This window comes from Amycolatopsis sp. NPDC005003, assembly GCF_053600695.1.
The window spans coordinates 160,583-174,987 of sequence record NZ_JBSGAI010000012.1 but is presented as its reverse complement, the minus strand read 5'-3'; the positions used below and the strand labels follow the sequence as shown (position 1 = coordinate 174,987).

14 protein-coding genes are annotated in these 14,405 nt (G+C 71.2%); 7 read left to right on the top strand and 7 right to left on the bottom strand.

Annotated elements, in window-relative coordinates:
• Nucleotides 1–10: 10 nt before the first annotated feature.
• Both ACWED2_RS16775 and ACWED2_RS16770 read right to left on the bottom strand, forming a co-directional pair.
• Complete coding sequence (locus tag ACWED2_RS16775) at nucleotides 11–934, bottom strand: glycosyl hydrolase family 32 (protein ID WP_449691369.1); 924 nt, start codon at nucleotides 932–934, stop codon at nucleotides 11–13.
• Nucleotides 934–1,995: a LacI family DNA-binding transcriptional regulator gene (locus ACWED2_RS16770; RefSeq protein WP_449691368.1), complete on the bottom strand. Its 1,062-nt coding sequence runs from the start codon at nucleotides 1,993–1,995 to the stop codon at nucleotides 934–936. The genes ACWED2_RS16775 and ACWED2_RS16770 overlap by 1 nt, the downstream gene beginning before the upstream one ends.
• A gap of 138 nt (nucleotides 1,996–2,133) precedes the next feature.
• Here ACWED2_RS16770 and ACWED2_RS16765 point away from each other — a divergent pair, with 138 nt between their 5' ends.
• From ACWED2_RS16765 to ACWED2_RS16750, 4 genes are all read left to right on the top strand, one after another.
• Nucleotides 2,134–3,498 (top strand): ABC transporter substrate-binding protein, encoded by a 1,365-nt coding sequence (locus ACWED2_RS16765; protein ID WP_449691367.1) that lies wholly within the window; start codon nucleotides 2,134–2,136, stop codon nucleotides 3,496–3,498.
• Between the two features lies 1 nt (nucleotide 3,499).
• Nucleotides 3,500–4,531, top strand: a complete 1,032-nt coding sequence (locus ACWED2_RS16760) for a carbohydrate ABC transporter permease (RefSeq protein ID WP_449691366.1) — start codon at nucleotides 3,500–3,502, stop codon at nucleotides 4,529–4,531.
• Entirely contained in the window at nucleotides 4,528–5,343 is an 816-nt protein-coding gene (locus ACWED2_RS16755) for a carbohydrate ABC transporter permease (RefSeq protein WP_449691365.1), read from the top strand. The genes ACWED2_RS16760 and ACWED2_RS16755 overlap by 4 nt, the downstream gene beginning before the upstream one ends.
• Before the next feature lie 154 nt (nucleotides 5,344–5,497).
• Complete coding sequence (locus ACWED2_RS16750; RefSeq protein ID WP_449691364.1) at nucleotides 5,498–6,742, top strand: prolyl oligopeptidase family serine peptidase; 1,245 nt, start codon at nucleotides 5,498–5,500, stop codon at nucleotides 6,740–6,742.
• Between the two features lie 11 nt (nucleotides 6,743–6,753).
• Here ACWED2_RS16750 and ACWED2_RS16745 read toward each other — a convergent pair whose 3' ends face one another.
• The 4 genes from ACWED2_RS16745 to ACWED2_RS16730 are packed head-to-tail and all read right to left on the bottom strand — an operon-like array spanning nucleotide 6,754 to nucleotide 9,816.
• Nucleotides 6,754–7,695, bottom strand: coding sequence for an ABC transporter substrate-binding protein (locus ACWED2_RS16745; RefSeq protein ID WP_449691363.1), 942 nt, complete (start codon nucleotides 7,693–7,695; stop codon nucleotides 6,754–6,756).
• 8 nt (nucleotides 7,696–7,703) lie between these two features.
• Nucleotides 7,704–8,471 (bottom strand): amino acid ABC transporter ATP-binding protein, encoded by a 768-nt coding sequence (locus tag ACWED2_RS16740; RefSeq protein WP_449691362.1) that lies wholly within the window; start codon nucleotides 8,469–8,471, stop codon nucleotides 7,704–7,706.
• Nucleotides 8,468–9,334, bottom strand: coding sequence for an amino acid ABC transporter permease (locus ACWED2_RS16735; protein ID WP_449691361.1), 867 nt, complete (start codon nucleotides 9,332–9,334; stop codon nucleotides 8,468–8,470). Before ACWED2_RS16735 ends, ACWED2_RS16740 begins: the two co-directional genes overlap by 4 nt.
• A complete protein-coding gene (locus tag ACWED2_RS16730) occupies nucleotides 9,331–9,816 on the bottom strand; it encodes a GNAT family N-acetyltransferase (protein ID WP_449691360.1) in 486 nt (161 codons plus the stop codon). The genes ACWED2_RS16735 and ACWED2_RS16730 overlap by 4 nt, the downstream gene beginning before the upstream one ends.
• Before the next feature lie 269 nt (nucleotides 9,817–10,085).
• On the opposite strand from ACWED2_RS16730, the gene ACWED2_RS16725 reads away from it, so the two are divergent.
• Together ACWED2_RS16725 and ACWED2_RS16720 are read left to right on the top strand one after the other, a co-directional pair.
• Entirely contained in the window at nucleotides 10,086–11,282 is a 1,197-nt protein-coding gene (locus ACWED2_RS16725; RefSeq protein ID WP_449691359.1) for an LLM class flavin-dependent oxidoreductase, read from the top strand.
• A gap of 11 nt (nucleotides 11,283–11,293) precedes the next feature.
• Nucleotides 11,294–12,631, top strand: a complete 1,338-nt coding sequence (locus ACWED2_RS16720; RefSeq protein WP_449691358.1) for an NtaA/DmoA family FMN-dependent monooxygenase — start codon at nucleotides 11,294–11,296, stop codon at nucleotides 12,629–12,631.
• Here the strand turns inward: ACWED2_RS16720 and ACWED2_RS16715 are convergent.
• Nucleotides 12,628–13,770, bottom strand: coding sequence for an LLM class flavin-dependent oxidoreductase (locus tag ACWED2_RS16715; protein ID WP_449691357.1), 1,143 nt, complete (start codon nucleotides 13,768–13,770; stop codon nucleotides 12,628–12,630). The two genes, ACWED2_RS16720 and ACWED2_RS16715, sit on opposite strands and share 4 nt — an antisense overlap.
• 123 nt (nucleotides 13,771–13,893) lie before the next feature.
• Between ACWED2_RS16715 and ACWED2_RS16710 the strand changes: the two genes are divergently transcribed.
• Entirely contained in the window at nucleotides 13,894–14,400 is a 507-nt protein-coding gene (locus ACWED2_RS16710) for a winged helix-turn-helix domain-containing protein (RefSeq protein WP_449691356.1), read from the top strand.
• Nucleotides 14,401–14,405 lie beyond the last annotated feature (5 nt).

The window sequence follows — 14,405 nt, the reverse complement described above, 5'->3', positions numbered from 1 at the left end:
CGGCGCTCTTTCAGAGCGGCTGCAATCCGTTCCCGGCGGTGTAGCGGACGCCGACCGGATCGGACAGCTCGCCGGCGAACGCACCGTCCCTTCCGGCCCGGAAGCCGATCAGGTTCCAGCGGTCTTCGGCGTCGCGGACCAGGCGGGGTGCGTACAAGCCGGGGCACGACACGGGCCGGGCCAGCGACAGGTCCCATGGGCCGGTCAGCGACCGACCGGGCACCGCCCACACCGAAGCCGAGGGGGCCCGGACGCCGAGGTTGCTGCAGAACAGCAGCAACGGCTGCGCGTCGACCACCGCGACCTGGGGGACTTCGAGGTGCCCGAAGCCGCCGGGCCGGGTGAGGGGCGGCCGGACTTCCCAGTTCAGCAGGTCGGCCGACCAGGCGTGGCCGAGCACGCCCCGGCGGAGCGGGTCGCCGTCCTTCGCGTGGGCGGTGACGAGCATGTGCCAGCCGGACCCGTCGGGCGCGCGGAAGACCCACGGGTCGCGCCAGGCTTCGCCGGCCCAGTCCGTGCGATCGCCGAGCCCGTACCAGGTGGGGTCGGGTTCGACCAGGGGCTTGGCCCCGAAGCGGTGCCAGGTGTACAGGTCGTCGGAAACGGCGAGGCCGATCCGCTGCACCACGTGGTCGCCGTCGTCGCGGACGCCGGTGTAGAACAGGTACCAGCGCCCGTCCGGCCCGCGGACGACGGACCCGGTCCAGGTCGCGAGGTCGTCCCACGCCGGCCCGTCCGCGGGCACGAGCGCGTCCGCGACGAGCTCCCAGTGCCGCAGGTCACGGGAAACGGCGTGCCCGATCGACGCCCGCCGGTGGCGCCGCTCGGGGTCGAGCAGTGCCCGCGAGGCCCGCAGGAAGAAGCCGTGGTGCAGACCGTCGTCGTCCGTCGCGTACCAGCTGTCCCACACCCAGTGGTCGGGCAGGCGCAACATCAGGAGATCTCCGGGTGTCGCGGACCGGCGACCGAAGCCCGGGTGCGCAGCGGCATCGGGATGCGGTGGACCGGGTTCGCCCCGGCGCTTTCGCCGTCGATCCCGGCGAAGAGCGCGTCCACCGCCCGGCGCCCGAGTTCGTAGTGCGGCAGCGCGACGGTGGTGAGCTTGGGCCGCATCCACGAGGCGAGCGGGTGGTCGTCGAACGAGACGACAGAGACGTCGTCCGGAACGCGCAGCGAGGCGTCGTCCAGCGCCTGGTAGGCCCCGAAGGCGAGCCGGTCGTTGAGGCAGATCAGGGCCCGCGGACGCGCGCGGCCGAGCAGGGCCCGCGTCGCGTCGAAGCCGTGCTCGGGCTGCCAGTCGGCGGTCCTGGTCCCGCTCGCGATTTCGACGCCGGCTCCGGCGAAGACCTCGCGGATGCCGGCGAGCCGCTCCACCGCGGCGACGCTGTCCCGCGGTACGTTCCGGAGCCCCGGCCCGGCGCCGATCAGGTGGATGCCGTCCCGGTGCCCGGCCTCGATCAGCACCCGTGCGGCCGCGCGGCCGGCCTCGATCTCGTCCGGCACCACCACGGGCAGCGGCGACGGCGTCTTGGGCACGGCGTTGAGGAGAACCGCCGACGTGCCCCGCAGGCTCTCGGGAACGGAAACGCGCCGGGTGTACATCGAGGCGAAGACGATCCCGTCGACCTGGCGGTCGTGCATGCCCTGCAGCAGCGCGTGTTCGAGCTTTGTGTCCCCCTCGGACTCACCGATGAACAGCAGGACGCCCCGGTCGCGGGCCGCCTCGATCGCCCCTTTGATCATGTCGCCCGCCAGCCGGGAGGTGGCGACCGTGTCGGAGACGAACCCGATGGTCAGCGTGCGCCCGGTCCGCAGGCCGGACGAGACGATGTTCGGGCGGTAGCCGAGCTCCTGGGCGGCCGCCTTGATGCGGTTCTGGACCGTTTCGGAAATCCGCAGCTCCGCACCACGCCCCGACAGCGCCAGGGACGCGGTACTGCGCGACACCCCCGCCGCCTCGGCGACGTCGGCCAGCGTGACCCGTCGTGGGCTCACCGTCGCACCCTGCCTTCCCCGCCTTGACACCGGCTCGTCCGATCGCCGAGACTACCGATGCTAACTCGGTTTAGCAATCGCGGTTTGGCAATCGAACTCCCTGCTCCACCGGTGAATCCACTTGCGACGGAGGAGACGATGTTGTCCCGTCGAACACCCACCACCCGCCCCTTCGGCACCCTCCTGGTCCTCACGTTGGCCGGCACGCTGGCCACGGCCTGTTCGGGGCCCGGCAGCAGCGCGGGCCCGGGGGAAACCACCGCGACGGCCGTCACCGCGGAGCCGACGTGCGGGACCGCCCCGGTGACCATGCGCGGGTACTTCGAAACCGGCTTCCCGATGGCCAAGGCGCTCACCGACGAGTTCACGAAGCAGTTCCCGAACGTCAAGTGGGACGTCCGGGAAGACCAGTTCGCGGTGATCACCCAGAACGCGCCCCGGGTCCTCGCCGACGACCCGCCGGACCTGATGCGGCTGCCGCAGGTGTCGGAACTGGTCAAGGACGGGCTGCTGAAGAACCTCGACGGCTACGCCAAGTGGTTCGGCTGGGACAAGTGGCCGTCCGGGCAGCTCGCCCAGCTGCGGATGGGCCCCGGCGGGCGGCCGCGGGGTGCCGGCTCGCTCTACGCGATGGGCCTGAACTTCAGCGTTACCGGCGTCTTCTACAACAAGCAGCTCGCGGCCCGGATCGGGATGACGACGCCGCCGGCCACCCTCGCGCAGCTCGACGAGGCCATGGCGAAGGCGAAGAACGCCGGCATCCAGCCGATCCAGCAGTTCAACGGCGGCGCCACCGGCGGCCTGGCCTTCCCGCTGCAAGACCTCATGGCGTCCCTCGGGCAGCCGGGGCCGATCAACGACTGGATCTACCAGAAGCCCGGCGCCACCATCGACACCCCCGCGAACCTCCAGGCCGTGCGGCACCTCGAGCAGTGGATCAAGGCCGGGTACTTCGCCCCCGACGTCAACGCCGTCGACTACGCGCAGATGGTCAGCCGGTTCACCGCGGGACAGGGACTTTTCAGCTTCAACGGCGACTGGGAATCGGCGAACCTCGACAAGCAGCTGGCCGGCAACGTCGGCTTCTTCCCGATGCCGCCGGCGCAGGCGGGCGCCAAGCCCGCGGCCATGTCGGCGCCCCTCACCGTCGGGATCAGCGCCAAGGCACCGCACGCCGACTGCGCGGCGTTCTACCTCAACTGGGTGGCGACCAACGGGAAGGCGCGGGAAGTCGCGGTCACGACCGGCGGATCGCACCCCATGGGACCGGCGGACGCGCCACTGCCCCAGGTGGCGGCGGGCTCGGTGACCGCCGGGACGCTCGAAGCCGCTGCGCAGGTGGACAAGGACGGGACCGCCATGGACTTCATCGCCAACGCGACCGGCGCCATCTACGCCAAGAGCTGGACTCCTCAGCTGCAGAAGCTGGTCTCCGGCGAGCAGACGCCGGACGGGCTGCTCAAGTCGGTGCAACGCGACTACGCCGACCAGGTCGGGAGCTAGCGTGGCGCGTCGCAAGCCGCTTGCCGTCCGCGACGAGCGCCCCGACGCGGCCTTCGGTGCGTCGATCGGCGCTGCGGCGCGAAGCGCCTTAGCCAAGGGTGGCGGCGAGGGCATGGGTGGCGCACCGAAGGCCGCCTCGGGGCGCGTGCCGAAGGCGCGCCGGCGACGGCGCGCGGGCTGGGTGGGCTGGCTCTTCGTGGCGCCCGCGCTGGTCTTCTACGCCGTGTTCGTGCTGCGGCCGGTCGTCCTGACCGTCCAGTACTCGTTCTACGACTGGAACGGCATCGGGGCGTCCCGGTGGGCCGGGTTCGGCAACTACGCGAAGGTCTTCACCGATCCGGCGCTGTACGAGTCGATCCTGCACGCGTTCACGCTGATCCTGTTCTTCAGCGGGATCCCGGTGCTGCTCGGCCTGGCGATCGCCGCGACGATCCGCCGGATCGCGACGAGCCGCCTCGCGCTCGTCGCCCGGACCGTGTTGTTCCTGCCGCAGGTCATCCCCCTCGTCGCGGCCGGCATCGCGTGGACGTGGCTGCTGTCGGCGACCGGCGTCGTCAACCAGCTGCTCTCGGCGGTGGGCCTCGGCACGGTGTCGAAGGCCTGGCTCGGCGACTCCTCGACCGCCCTCCCGGCGGTCGGCGTGATCGGCGCCTGGGTCCTGCTCGGCCTGTGCATCCTGCTGTTCCTTTCCGGCATGAGCAAGATCGACCCGGCGCTCTACGAGGCGGCCCGGATCGACGGCGCCGGCGTGGTCCGCGAGTTCTTCGCCATCACGGTCCCGAGCCTGCGCCAGGAGATCGGGGTTTGCGTCACCGTGACGGTGATCGCGGCACTGGCGAGCTTCGACATCGTGTACGTCTCGACCCAGGGCGGGCCCGGCAACGCCACCATCGTGCCGGGCCTGGAGATCTACTACCTCGCGTTCTCGCAACGGGAGGTGGGACTGGCCTCCGCGCTCGCCGTCGTGCTCATGCTCCTCGTCCTCCTCCTCGTCCTGCCGGTCCAACGCGTCACGAAGGAGGACAAGCCGTGAAGGACACCGGCTTGACCGGGCGGATCCTGCTCGTCCTGCTGATGGCCGCGACCCTGCTGCCGTTCCTCAGCCTCTTCGTCACCGCGTTGCACCCCTCCGGCAGTTATCCGTCCGGTTTGGACTGGCCGGCCGACCCGCAGTGGGGCAATTTCCGGCGCGCGTTCGAAGTGGCCCGGCTGGGCGAGTTCCTGAAGTCCAGCGTGCTCATCGTGCTCGGCGTCGTCCCCGTGTCCCTGCTGATCGCCACGATGGCCGGGTTCGCGACCGGGCACCTGCGGATGCCCGGCGGGCGGGCGGTGTTCCTGCTCTTCGTCGTCGGCCTCACGCTGCCGTTCGAAGGGATCATCACCCCGCTGTACTTCCAGATGCGCGACCTGGGCCTGCTCAACACCCGCTGGGCCATCATCCTGCCGCTGATCGGCCTGTACATGCCGTTTTCGGTGTACTGGATGCGCGCCCACTTCGTCACCATGCCGCCGGAGCTTTCGGAAAGCGCCCGCGTCGACGGGGTCGGCACCTGGCAGCTGTTCTGGCGCATCCACGTCCCGCTCGCCAAGCCCGCGCTCTCGTCACTGGCGATCCTGCTGTTCCTGTGGACCTGGAACCAGTTCCTGCTCGCGATCGTCCTGGTCGACGACCCCGCCGACCGCACGATGGCCGGCGCGCTGGGCGCGTTCCAAGGACAGTGGGGTACCGACATCCCGCTGTTGTGCGCCGGCTCCCTGCTGATCCTGACGCCGACGCTGGTCGTCTTCCTCGTCTTCCAGCGCCGGTTCGTGACCGCGTTGCTGCAGGGTTCGCTGAAGGGCTGACCGCGCGCGGCGGGATTGTGGGAAAGTTACAGGCACTGCGTTTGCCGGGCCGTGAACCGCCCGGGAACCTGGGACCGTTCCGCTCGCGGTGAGCCGGCCACGGCTCACCGCCGCACCTGCTCCGACCGGAGGATCCACGAACGAAGGAGTTCGGATGGACAAGCTCTTCAGCCGCCGGGCCGTGCTGGTCACCGGCGCGGGCCTCGCCGCAGGTCTCGCGCTGCCGGGGGTCGCCCTCGCCACCGGCGAGGACGGGGTGGGCTTCACCCTCGACGCGGAGACGCTCGACGGCGGGGAACAGATCACCTCGATCACCCTGCACACCGGCCGGATCGGGCCGATCGACCCCGCGAGCCTGACCACCGGCACGTTCCGCGTGCACGCGAAGGCCACCAGCCCGATCGACACCGTCGGCCAGGACGTCGGCTACGACCTCGACCGGCCGGTGACGGCCGCACGGCTCGATCCCCGCGGGAACATCGTGCTCGAGCTGAGCCACGGCGAGGGCCGGCCCGGCGGGGCCACCCTCGGCTACCTCGGCAGCAGGAGCCGCAACGTCCGGCTCGACCTCGGCTACACCGTGACGCAGACCGCCCCCGTCCGGCTGCGGCACGGCCGGCCGGTCACCTTCACCCGGTTCACCCAAGGCCGGCTGGCCAACCCCGAAGTCGACGCCTTCGGCCACCACACCTCCCGCTCCGGGATGAAGTACCGGCTCTACTCCCCCACGGCACCCCGCGGACGGCGGCCGTTGATCGTCTGGCTCCACGGCGGCGGCGAAGGCGCTTCCCTGCCCGACGGCTACTACGACAACGAAACCACGCTGCGCGCCAACCGCGGCGCACTCGGTTTCGCCACCCGGGAAGCGCAGGCGATCTTCGGCGGCGCGCACGTGGTGGCCCCGCAGAGCACGTCCGCCTGGATGGACGACGGTCCCCGCTTCGCCCCGCTCATCCACGAAATCGTCCGGGAGGTGCAGCGCACGCGGCCCGTCGACCCGGACCGCGTCTACGTCGCCGGCTGCAGCAACGGCGGCTACATGACGCTGAAGATGACGACGACCTACCCCACGACGTTCGCCGCGTCGGTCCCGATCTGCGGCGTCGTCACCGCGCGGAAGGCCGGGGATCCCCCGCTGGTGCCCGACGCCGAACTGGCCGCGATCGGCACCCCCACCTGGCTGGTCGCCTCGCGCGACGACGACACGGTGGACCCGCTGGCCAACACCGTCCACGCGCACGAGCTGATCCCCGGCTCGGCGCTGACCCTCTACGACCAGGTCGTCCGGAACGGTTACCGGTTCCCCGGCCACTGGTCGTGGATCTACGTGGCCCGCAACGACCCGAGCACCGACGGCACCCACCTCTGGCAGTGGATGGCGCGGAACCGCCGCTCCTGACCCGGGCCGGCTCACTTCCGGGGCAGGCCCTGGGGGTTGACCTCCGAGGCCGGCAGCGCCTCCGACGTCAGGTTCCAGCGCTTGAGGACCTCCGCGTACTGGCCGTTCCGGATGATCGTGTCCAGGGCCTGCTGCAGCGCCTTCACCAGGCCGTCGTCCTTCTTGGTCATCGCCGCGATGTCCGCCGGGATCGTGCCGCCGCCAGAGACCGTGCCGACGATCTTCGTCTTGCCCTCCACGGCGACGTGGTAGGCCGACGTCGGGTTCGGGCCGGCGAAGACGTCGATCCGGCCGGACTGCAGGGCCAGGTAGTAGTCGGAGGTCACCTGGTAGTACTGGAACTTCGCCGGGGCCAGCCCGGCGGCCTTGTTCTGCTGGTCCCAGCGCAGCAGGATCTGCTCCTGGTTCGTCCCGGCGCCGACGCCGATGGTGAGCCCGGCGATGTCCTTCGGCTCCTTGACGGCGATGTTCTTCTCGTTCTTCACCTCGAACGCGATCGTGTCCTTGCGGTAGGTCGCGAAGTCGTACTTGTCCTTGCGCTCCTCGGTCACCGTGATGTTCGAGAACCCGGCGTCGAACTGCCGGTTCTCCACCGACAGGAAGAGGTTCTCCCATGACGACGGCTGCAGGTCGAGCCGGAGGCCGAGGACGTCGGCGACCAGCTGGGCGAGGTCGGGCTCGACGCCGATGACCGTCTTGTCATCGTCCGCGCGGAAGGACAGCGGCGGGGTGCCGTTGCCGGTGGTCCCGACGACGAGGGTGCCGCGGGCCCGGATGCCGGCGGGGACGAGCGCGGCGATCGCGTCGGCCTTCTGCGCCCGGATCCGGTTCTGGTTCGCGGTGATGTTGACGCCGCCGGGCTGGTCGGCGGGCGCACCCGACGTCGCCGCTTCGGGGCTGCCGCACGCGGCGAGCGCGAACACCGAAGCGAGCAGCAGGGTTCTCAGTTTCATGACTCTCCTCAAAGGACTTTCTCCACAAAGGCACGGGTGCGGGGGTGCTGCGGGTGGTCCAGCACTCGGGCGGGCGGGCCCTGTTCGACCACGCGGCCTTCGTCGAGGAAGACGACGGTGTCGGCGACCTCGCGCGCGAAACCCAGCTCGTGGGTGACCACGACCATCGTCGTGCCCGCCTTCGCCAGGTCGCGGATGACTTCCAGGACCTCGCCGACCAGCTCGGGGTCGAGCGCCGACGTCGGTTCGTCGAACAGCAGGACGCCGGGTTCCAGTGCCAGCGCCCGGGCGATCGCCACCCGCTGCTGCTGGCCGCCGGACAGCCGCCGCGGGTACTGGTCCGCCTTGTCCGCGAGCCCGACCCGGTCCAGCAGCTCACGGGCCTTGGCCTCGACCTCGGCACGCGGACGGCGTTGCGCGGAAATCGGCGCCTCGACGACGTTCTCCAGCACGGTCAGATGGCCGAACAGGTTGAAGTTCTGGAAGACGAACCCGATCTTGGTGCGCTGCTTGAGGATCTCCCGTTCCTTGAGCTCGTGCAGGCGGTCGCCGGAGCGGCGGTAGCCCATCAGCTCGCCGTCGACGCTGATGAACCCGCGGTCGGCGCGCTCGAGGTGGTTGATCAGCCGCAGCAGCGTCGACTTCCCGGAACCCGACGGTCCCAGCAGGACGGTCACTTCCCCGTGGCGCACCCGGAGGTCGACGCCGTCGAGGACGGTCAGCGCGCCGAAGCTCTTGTGGACTCCCCGGACGTCCACCGTGTACTCCGCGGTCATGCGCCCCGCCCCAGCCGGCGCTCGAGGTAGTACTGCGCGATCGACAGCACGGTGGTCAGCGCGAGGTACCAGGCCGTGGCGACCAGCAGCAGCGGGATCACCCGGCCACTGCGCGTGTAGATCACCTGGACCTGGTAGAAGAGCTCCGGCAGCGCCATCACGTACACCTGCGAAGTCGCCTTCAGCAGGCCGATGATCTCGTTGGCCGCGGTCGGCACGATCGTGCGCAGCGCCTGCGGCAGCACGATCCGGCGGAACTGCCGGCCCGACGGAATCCCCAGCGCCGCGGCGGCTTCGCGCTGCCCGGCGTCCACCGAAAGGAAGCCCGCGCGCACGATCTCCGCGGCGTACGCGCCCTGGTGCAGCGCGAGCCCCAGCCCGGCGGCGAGGAACGGCGGGATCAGGCTCATCGTGCCGACCGAAACGAACGACGGACCGAACGGGACGCCGAAGGAGATCTCGTTGTACAGGATCGCCAGGTTGTACCAGAACAGCAGCTGCAGAATGAGCGGGACCGAGCGGAAGATCCAGGTGTAGGTCCAGCTCACCGCGCGCAGCAGCGGATTGCGGGAAACCCGCATCAACGCCAGCACCGTGCCGAGCAGGAACCCGGCCACGACGCCGAACAACGTCAGTTCGAGCGTCAGCGCGACCGCTTCCAAGATCGATTTCTGGAACACGAACCGGGCGAACGTCGGCCAGTCGAACGCCTTGTTGGTCACCAGCGCGTGGCCGGCCATGGCGACGAGGACCGCCACCACGGCGGCGGCCACCCAGGTCAGCGGGTGCCGGGCGGGCACGATCTTCAGCGCTTCTTCCGGCGTCGCGGCGGACGCGGGCCGCGTCCCGAGATCGCTGGTCATCTCGCCCCCACCGCAGCCGGAAGCGCTTTCGAGAACGGCAACCGCGTCTGCGGGACGGCGGTCACGTCGAAGTGCGGTGTGTAGCCGGTCGCCAGGTAGAGCCCGCGCGCCTCGGGCTGGCTGGGGCCCGTGGTCAGGAAGATCCGGGTGTAGCCGCGAGCCGCGGCTTCGGCCTCCAGTTCGGCGACGACCCGACGGGCGAGGCCCCGGCCGCGGTGCGCGCGTCCGGTCCAGATCCGCTTGAGCTCGGCGGTTTCTTCGTCGTAGCGCTGGAACGCCCCACCCGCGACGGCGACGTCGCCCACGAGGAGCAGCAGCAGACCGCCGTCGGGCGGGGAAAAATGTTCGGCCGGGTATTCCCGGAGCTTGTGGTGCTCGTCGACGAGCGCGCGGTGGTACCGCGTCGCGTATTCGCGGGCGAGGTCGGCGAGCAACGGCCGGACCCGCGGATCAGACTGGGCGACCCAGACGGATTCGGGCATGGGAATACCTGCTCCGGAATGGAAAGGGGAAGAAAAGCGCGGACGCTTTCCGCTGACACCGAAGAACTTTAGGAACCGTGCGGAGCCCAGTCAACGAGCCGGTCGCGAGTTCCAGATCCTGGAAGCCAGTGCTCCTCCCGCCTCTGCGACACCCCGCCCCCGGTTTATTCCCGGCGCCCCGGAGCGTCCCACCCGTTGGGCCACCTCGGCCCGCCCAGGGGGAAAGGGCGCACACTGCGGCCACAGGCCGAGGAGAAGGGACCGCCGGGATGACTGGACCACGCATCGCCGTCGCGCTGGACGGGGCCGGGTGGCACCCCGCCGCGTGGCGCGAACCCGGCGCGCGGCCGCGCGAGCTGCTCACCGCCGGCTACTGGGCGGACCTGGTCCGCGAAGCCGAGGCCGGCCTGCTGGACTTCGTCACCCTCGAAGACTCGCTGGCCCTGCAGACGGTGAGCTACCTCGACCGGCCGGGCGAGCGGACCGACCTCGTCCAGGGCCGCCTCGACGCCGTGCTGATCGCCGCCCGCGTCGCGCCGCTGACCTCGCACATCGGGCTGGTGCCGACCGCGGTGGTCACCCACACCGAGCCGTTCCACCTGTCGAAGGCGATCGCCACGCTCGACTACGTCAGCACCGGCCGGGCGGGGGTGCGCGTGCAGGTCGCCGGCCGGGCCGAGGACAACCGGCACTTCGGCCGCCGCGAATTCGGGGAGTTCCGGCTCGAAGACGCCGCCGAACCGGACCGGCCCAGCCCCCTCGCCGACCTGTTCGACGAGGCCGCGGACTACGTCGAGGTGCTGCGCCGCCTGTGGGACAGCTGGGAGGACGACGCCGAGATCCGCGACGTCGCCACCGGCCGGTTCGTCGACCGCGAGAAGCTGCACTACATCGACTTCAGCGGGCGCTGGTTCTCGGTCAAGGGCCCGTCGATCACGCCGCGGCCGCCGCAGGGGCAGCCTCCGGTCACGTCGCTGGCCCACGCCGCCGTTCCGTACCGGCTCGCCGCCCGCTCCGCCGACGTCGTCTACGTGACGCCGTTCGACCGCGAGCAGGCCACGACCATCGTCGCCGCCGTGCGCGAGGAGCAGGACCGGGCCGGCCGCGCCGGCGAGACGCTGCACGTCTTCGGCGACGTCGTCGTGTTCCTCGGCGAGACCGAGCGGGCCGCCGCCGACCGCAAGGCGCGGCTCGACGACCGGTTCGGCGCCGAGTACACGTCCGACGCGCACGTCTTCACCGGCACCCCGGCCGGGCTGGCCGACCTGCTGCTCGACTGGCAGCGCGCCGGGCTCTTGGGCTTCCGGCTGCGGCCGGGCGCGCTGCCGCACGACCTGACCGCGATCACCCGTGGCCTGGTCCCCGTGCTGAGGTCCCGCGGGGCCTTCCGCACCGGGTACGAGGCGAGCACCCTGCGCGGGCTGCTCGGCCTTCCCCGGCCCGCCAACCGCTACGCCGGCGTCTGAGGAGGCCCGAGATGTCCCGGAAGCAGATCCACCTCGCGGCGCACTTCCCCGGCGTCAACAACACGACCGTGTGGAGCGACCCCGAAGCCGGCAGCCACATCGAGTTCAGCTCGTTCGTCAAGCTCGCGCAGACCGCCGAGCGCGCGAAGTTCGACTTCTTCTTCCTCGCCGAAGGTCTCCGGCTGCGCGAGCAGAACGGGCAGATCTACGACCTCGACGTCGTCGGCCGCCCGGACACCTTCACCGTGCTGTCCGCGCTGGCCGCGGTCACCGAGCGGCTCGGGCTGGCCGGGACGATCAACTCGACGTTCAACGAGCCCTTCGAGGTGGCCCGGCAGTTCGCTTCGCTCGACCACCTGTCCGCCGGACGGGCCGCGTGGAACGTCGTGACGTCGTGGGACGCCTTCACCGGCGAGAACTTCCGCCGCGGCGGGTTCCTCCCCCAGGACCAGCGCTACGAGCGCGCCGAGACGTTCCTGCGCACCGCCTGGGAGCTGTTCGACTCGTGGCGCGGCGACGAGATCGCCGCCGACGCGGACTCGGGTGTGTTCCTGCGTGATCCTTCGGCGGGCGCCTTCGCCCACCACGACGCGCACTTCGACATCGAAGGCCGCTTCCCGGTGCCGCGCAGCCCGCAGGGGCGCCCGGTGATCATCCAGGCCGGCGACTCCGACGAGGGCCGCGAGTTCGCCGCGGCCACCGCCGACGCGATCTTCAGCCGCTACGGCACCCTCGAAGCCGGGCAGGCGTTCTACTCCGACGTCAAGGGCCGGCTGGCGAAGTACGGCCGCCGGCCGGAGCAGCTGGTGATCCTGCCCGCGGCGACGTTCGTGCTCGGCGACACCGACGCCGACGCCCACGAGCGCGCCCACGTCGTCCGGCGGCAGCAGGTCAGCGCGCAGACCGCGATCAAGTTCCTCGAACAGGTCTGGAACACCGACCTGTCCGACCACGATCCCGACGGCCCGCTGCCCGCGACCGACCCGGTGGTCGACGGGTCCACGATCGCGCCCGGCCGCGCCAGCGTCCGCATGTACCGCGATCCCCTGGCCACGGCCCGGGAATGGCGGCAGCTCGCGGAGGCGAAGAACCTGTCCACCCGCGACCTGATCATCGAGGTCACCGGACGCCAGACGTTCATCGGCTCCCCAGCGACGGTGGCGGCGGCCATCGACGACCTGGTCCAGGCCGACGCGAGCGACGGCTTCATCCTCGTCCCCCACGTCACCCCCGGCGGCCTCGACGAGTTCGCCGACACGGTGGTACCGCTGCTGCAGGAGCGTGGCTCGTTCCGGACCGAGTACGAGGGCGCCACCCTGCGCGACCACCTCGGGATCGAACCGGCCTAAGCGCGACTGTCCGGTTCGGACACCACGGCCGCCGCGTCGGGGGTGGTGCGGCCGTGGACGGCGGGGCGGCCGCCGTAGGGGTCCTGGTCGGTCCACAGCGCCGTCGGCGCGGCCGCGCGCACCACGGGCACGACTTCGGCGGCGAACCGCTCCAGCATGTCCAGCTGCTGCTCGTGCGGGATCATCGTGGGCAGGCTGAACGACTGCAGGTCGTGCCCGAAAGCCTCGTGCCACCACAGGATCTTCTCGGCGATCTGCTGCGGGCTGCCGACCAGGACCGGGCCGCGTGCGATGGCGTCGTCGACCGTCGGGAATTCCATCGGGTTGCCCGGCGTGTGGTTTCCGGGCTGGTTGAAGAACTCGACGATCTTTTCGTAGGTGGGCCCGAAGGCCTCGCGGGCTTCCTGCGTCGTGTCGGCGAGGTACAGGAACCCGGCTCCCGCGCCGACGAACGCGAACCGCGGGTCGTGGCCGTGGTCGGCGTAGTGCTTGCGGTAGTGCTCGATCAGCGTGGTGTACCGGTCCCGCGGCTGGAGGGCGTTGGCCGAGAACAGCGGATCGCCCCACTTCGCCGCCAGCTCGGCCGAGGTCAGCGTGGTGGCCGAGCCGTGCCAGATCCGCGGGGCGCCCGCGAACGGGCGCGGCAGGCTGGTCACCCCGTGCAGCGGGCCGCGGAACCGGCCCGACCAGGTGACGTCTTCCTCGCGCCAGAGCCGGCGCAGCAGCTCGTACTTCTCCGCGAGCGCGTCCCACTGGTCGCCGTTCTCGATGCCGAACATCGGCAGCTGACGCAGTTCGTTGCCCTTGCCGATCACCAGTTCCAGCCGTCCGCGGGAGAGCTGGTCGACCGTGGCGTAGTCCTCCGCCACCCGCAGCGGGTCGTGGATCGACAGGACCGAGACGCCGGTCTGGATCCGCACCCGGCTCGTCGTCGCCGCGATCGCGCCGAGCAGGACGGTGACGCCGCTGCTCAGGAAGTGCCCCGCGTGCCGTTCGCCGAGCGCGACGGCGTCGAACCCGAATTCCTCCGCGTAGCGCGCCGACGTGAGCGCCTGGGCGAAGCGCTCGTCGGGCCGGATCCGGCGGCCGGTCACCGGATTCGTCAAGTGGGGCAGGATGTCCAGGACCTGGAATCTCATCGCGCGGCTCCGTCCGCTTCGTGGAACACGATCATCGTGCCGCCCGGGGACCACGCGCCGTCAAGTCGTTCCACCCGCCGGGCACCCTTCACGCCGCGGCGGTCACGAACGACAATCCCGGTCATGACGCCCCCGCCCGAACAGCGCGCGAACGCCGAGGTGTTCCACCTGGACATCCGGATCGACCTCACCGGCCGGGCCGGCGACGCGGCCCTCGTCGCCGCCCGGCTGGCCACCGCGTTGGACGGCCTGGCGAGCATCGACGTCACGACCGGCCGTCCTCGGCGCACGGCCGTCACGCCGAGGGCGGCGCCCCACCTCAGGCTGGTCTCCGACCCGGTCCTGCGCATCGAAACCGGGGCCCGGCGTGCGGTCCTGCTGGGCCGCCCGCTCACCCTGACCCGGCTGGAGTTCGACCTGCTGCGGTTCCTCGGCGCGCACCCGGACCGGGTCTTCACCCGCGCGGCGCTGAAGTCCGCGCTCTGGCCGCGGCGGCCCGGCGGCGACCGGACGGTCGACGTCCACGTCCGCAAGCTCCGGGCCAAGCTCGAGCCGCACCTGGATCCGATCACCACCGTCCGCGGCGTCGGCTACCGCTTCGAGGGATCGGCGCCGGTGACCCTGATCTGACCCCC

Coding starts and splice junctions, on each gene's coding strand:
- ACWED2_RS16730 (WP_449691360.1), bottom strand. CDS start 9,816: ATGCCCGAATCCGTCTGGGTCGCCCAGTCTGATCCGCGGGTCCGGCCG.
- ACWED2_RS16750 (WP_449691364.1), top strand. CDS start 5,498: ATGGACAAGCTCTTCAGCCGCCGGGCCGTGCTGGTCACCGGCGCGGGC.
- ACWED2_RS16740 (WP_449691362.1), bottom strand. CDS start 8,471: ATGACCGCGGAGTACACGGTGGACGTCCGGGGAGTCCACAAGAGCTTC.
- ACWED2_RS16745 (WP_449691363.1), bottom strand. CDS start 7,695: ATGAAACTGAGAACCCTGCTGCTCGCTTCGGTGTTCGCGCTCGCCGCG.
- ACWED2_RS16720 (WP_449691358.1), top strand. CDS start 11,294: ATGTCCCGGAAGCAGATCCACCTCGCGGCGCACTTCCCCGGCGTCAAC.
- ACWED2_RS16715 (WP_449691357.1), bottom strand. CDS start 13,770: ATGAGATTCCAGGTCCTGGACATCCTGCCCCACTTGACGAATCCGGTG.
- ACWED2_RS16765 (WP_449691367.1), top strand. CDS start 2,134: ATGTTGTCCCGTCGAACACCCACCACCCGCCCCTTCGGCACCCTCCTG.
- ACWED2_RS16710 (WP_449691356.1), top strand. CDS start 13,894: ATGACGCCCCCGCCCGAACAGCGCGCGAACGCCGAGGTGTTCCACCTG.
- ACWED2_RS16725 (WP_449691359.1), top strand. CDS start 10,086: ATGACTGGACCACGCATCGCCGTCGCGCTGGACGGGGCCGGGTGGCAC.
- ACWED2_RS16775 (WP_449691369.1), bottom strand. CDS start 934: ATGTTGCGCCTGCCCGACCACTGGGTGTGGGACAGCTGGTACGCGACG.
- ACWED2_RS16735 (WP_449691361.1), bottom strand. CDS start 9,334: ATGACCAGCGATCTCGGGACGCGGCCCGCGTCCGCCGCGACGCCGGAA.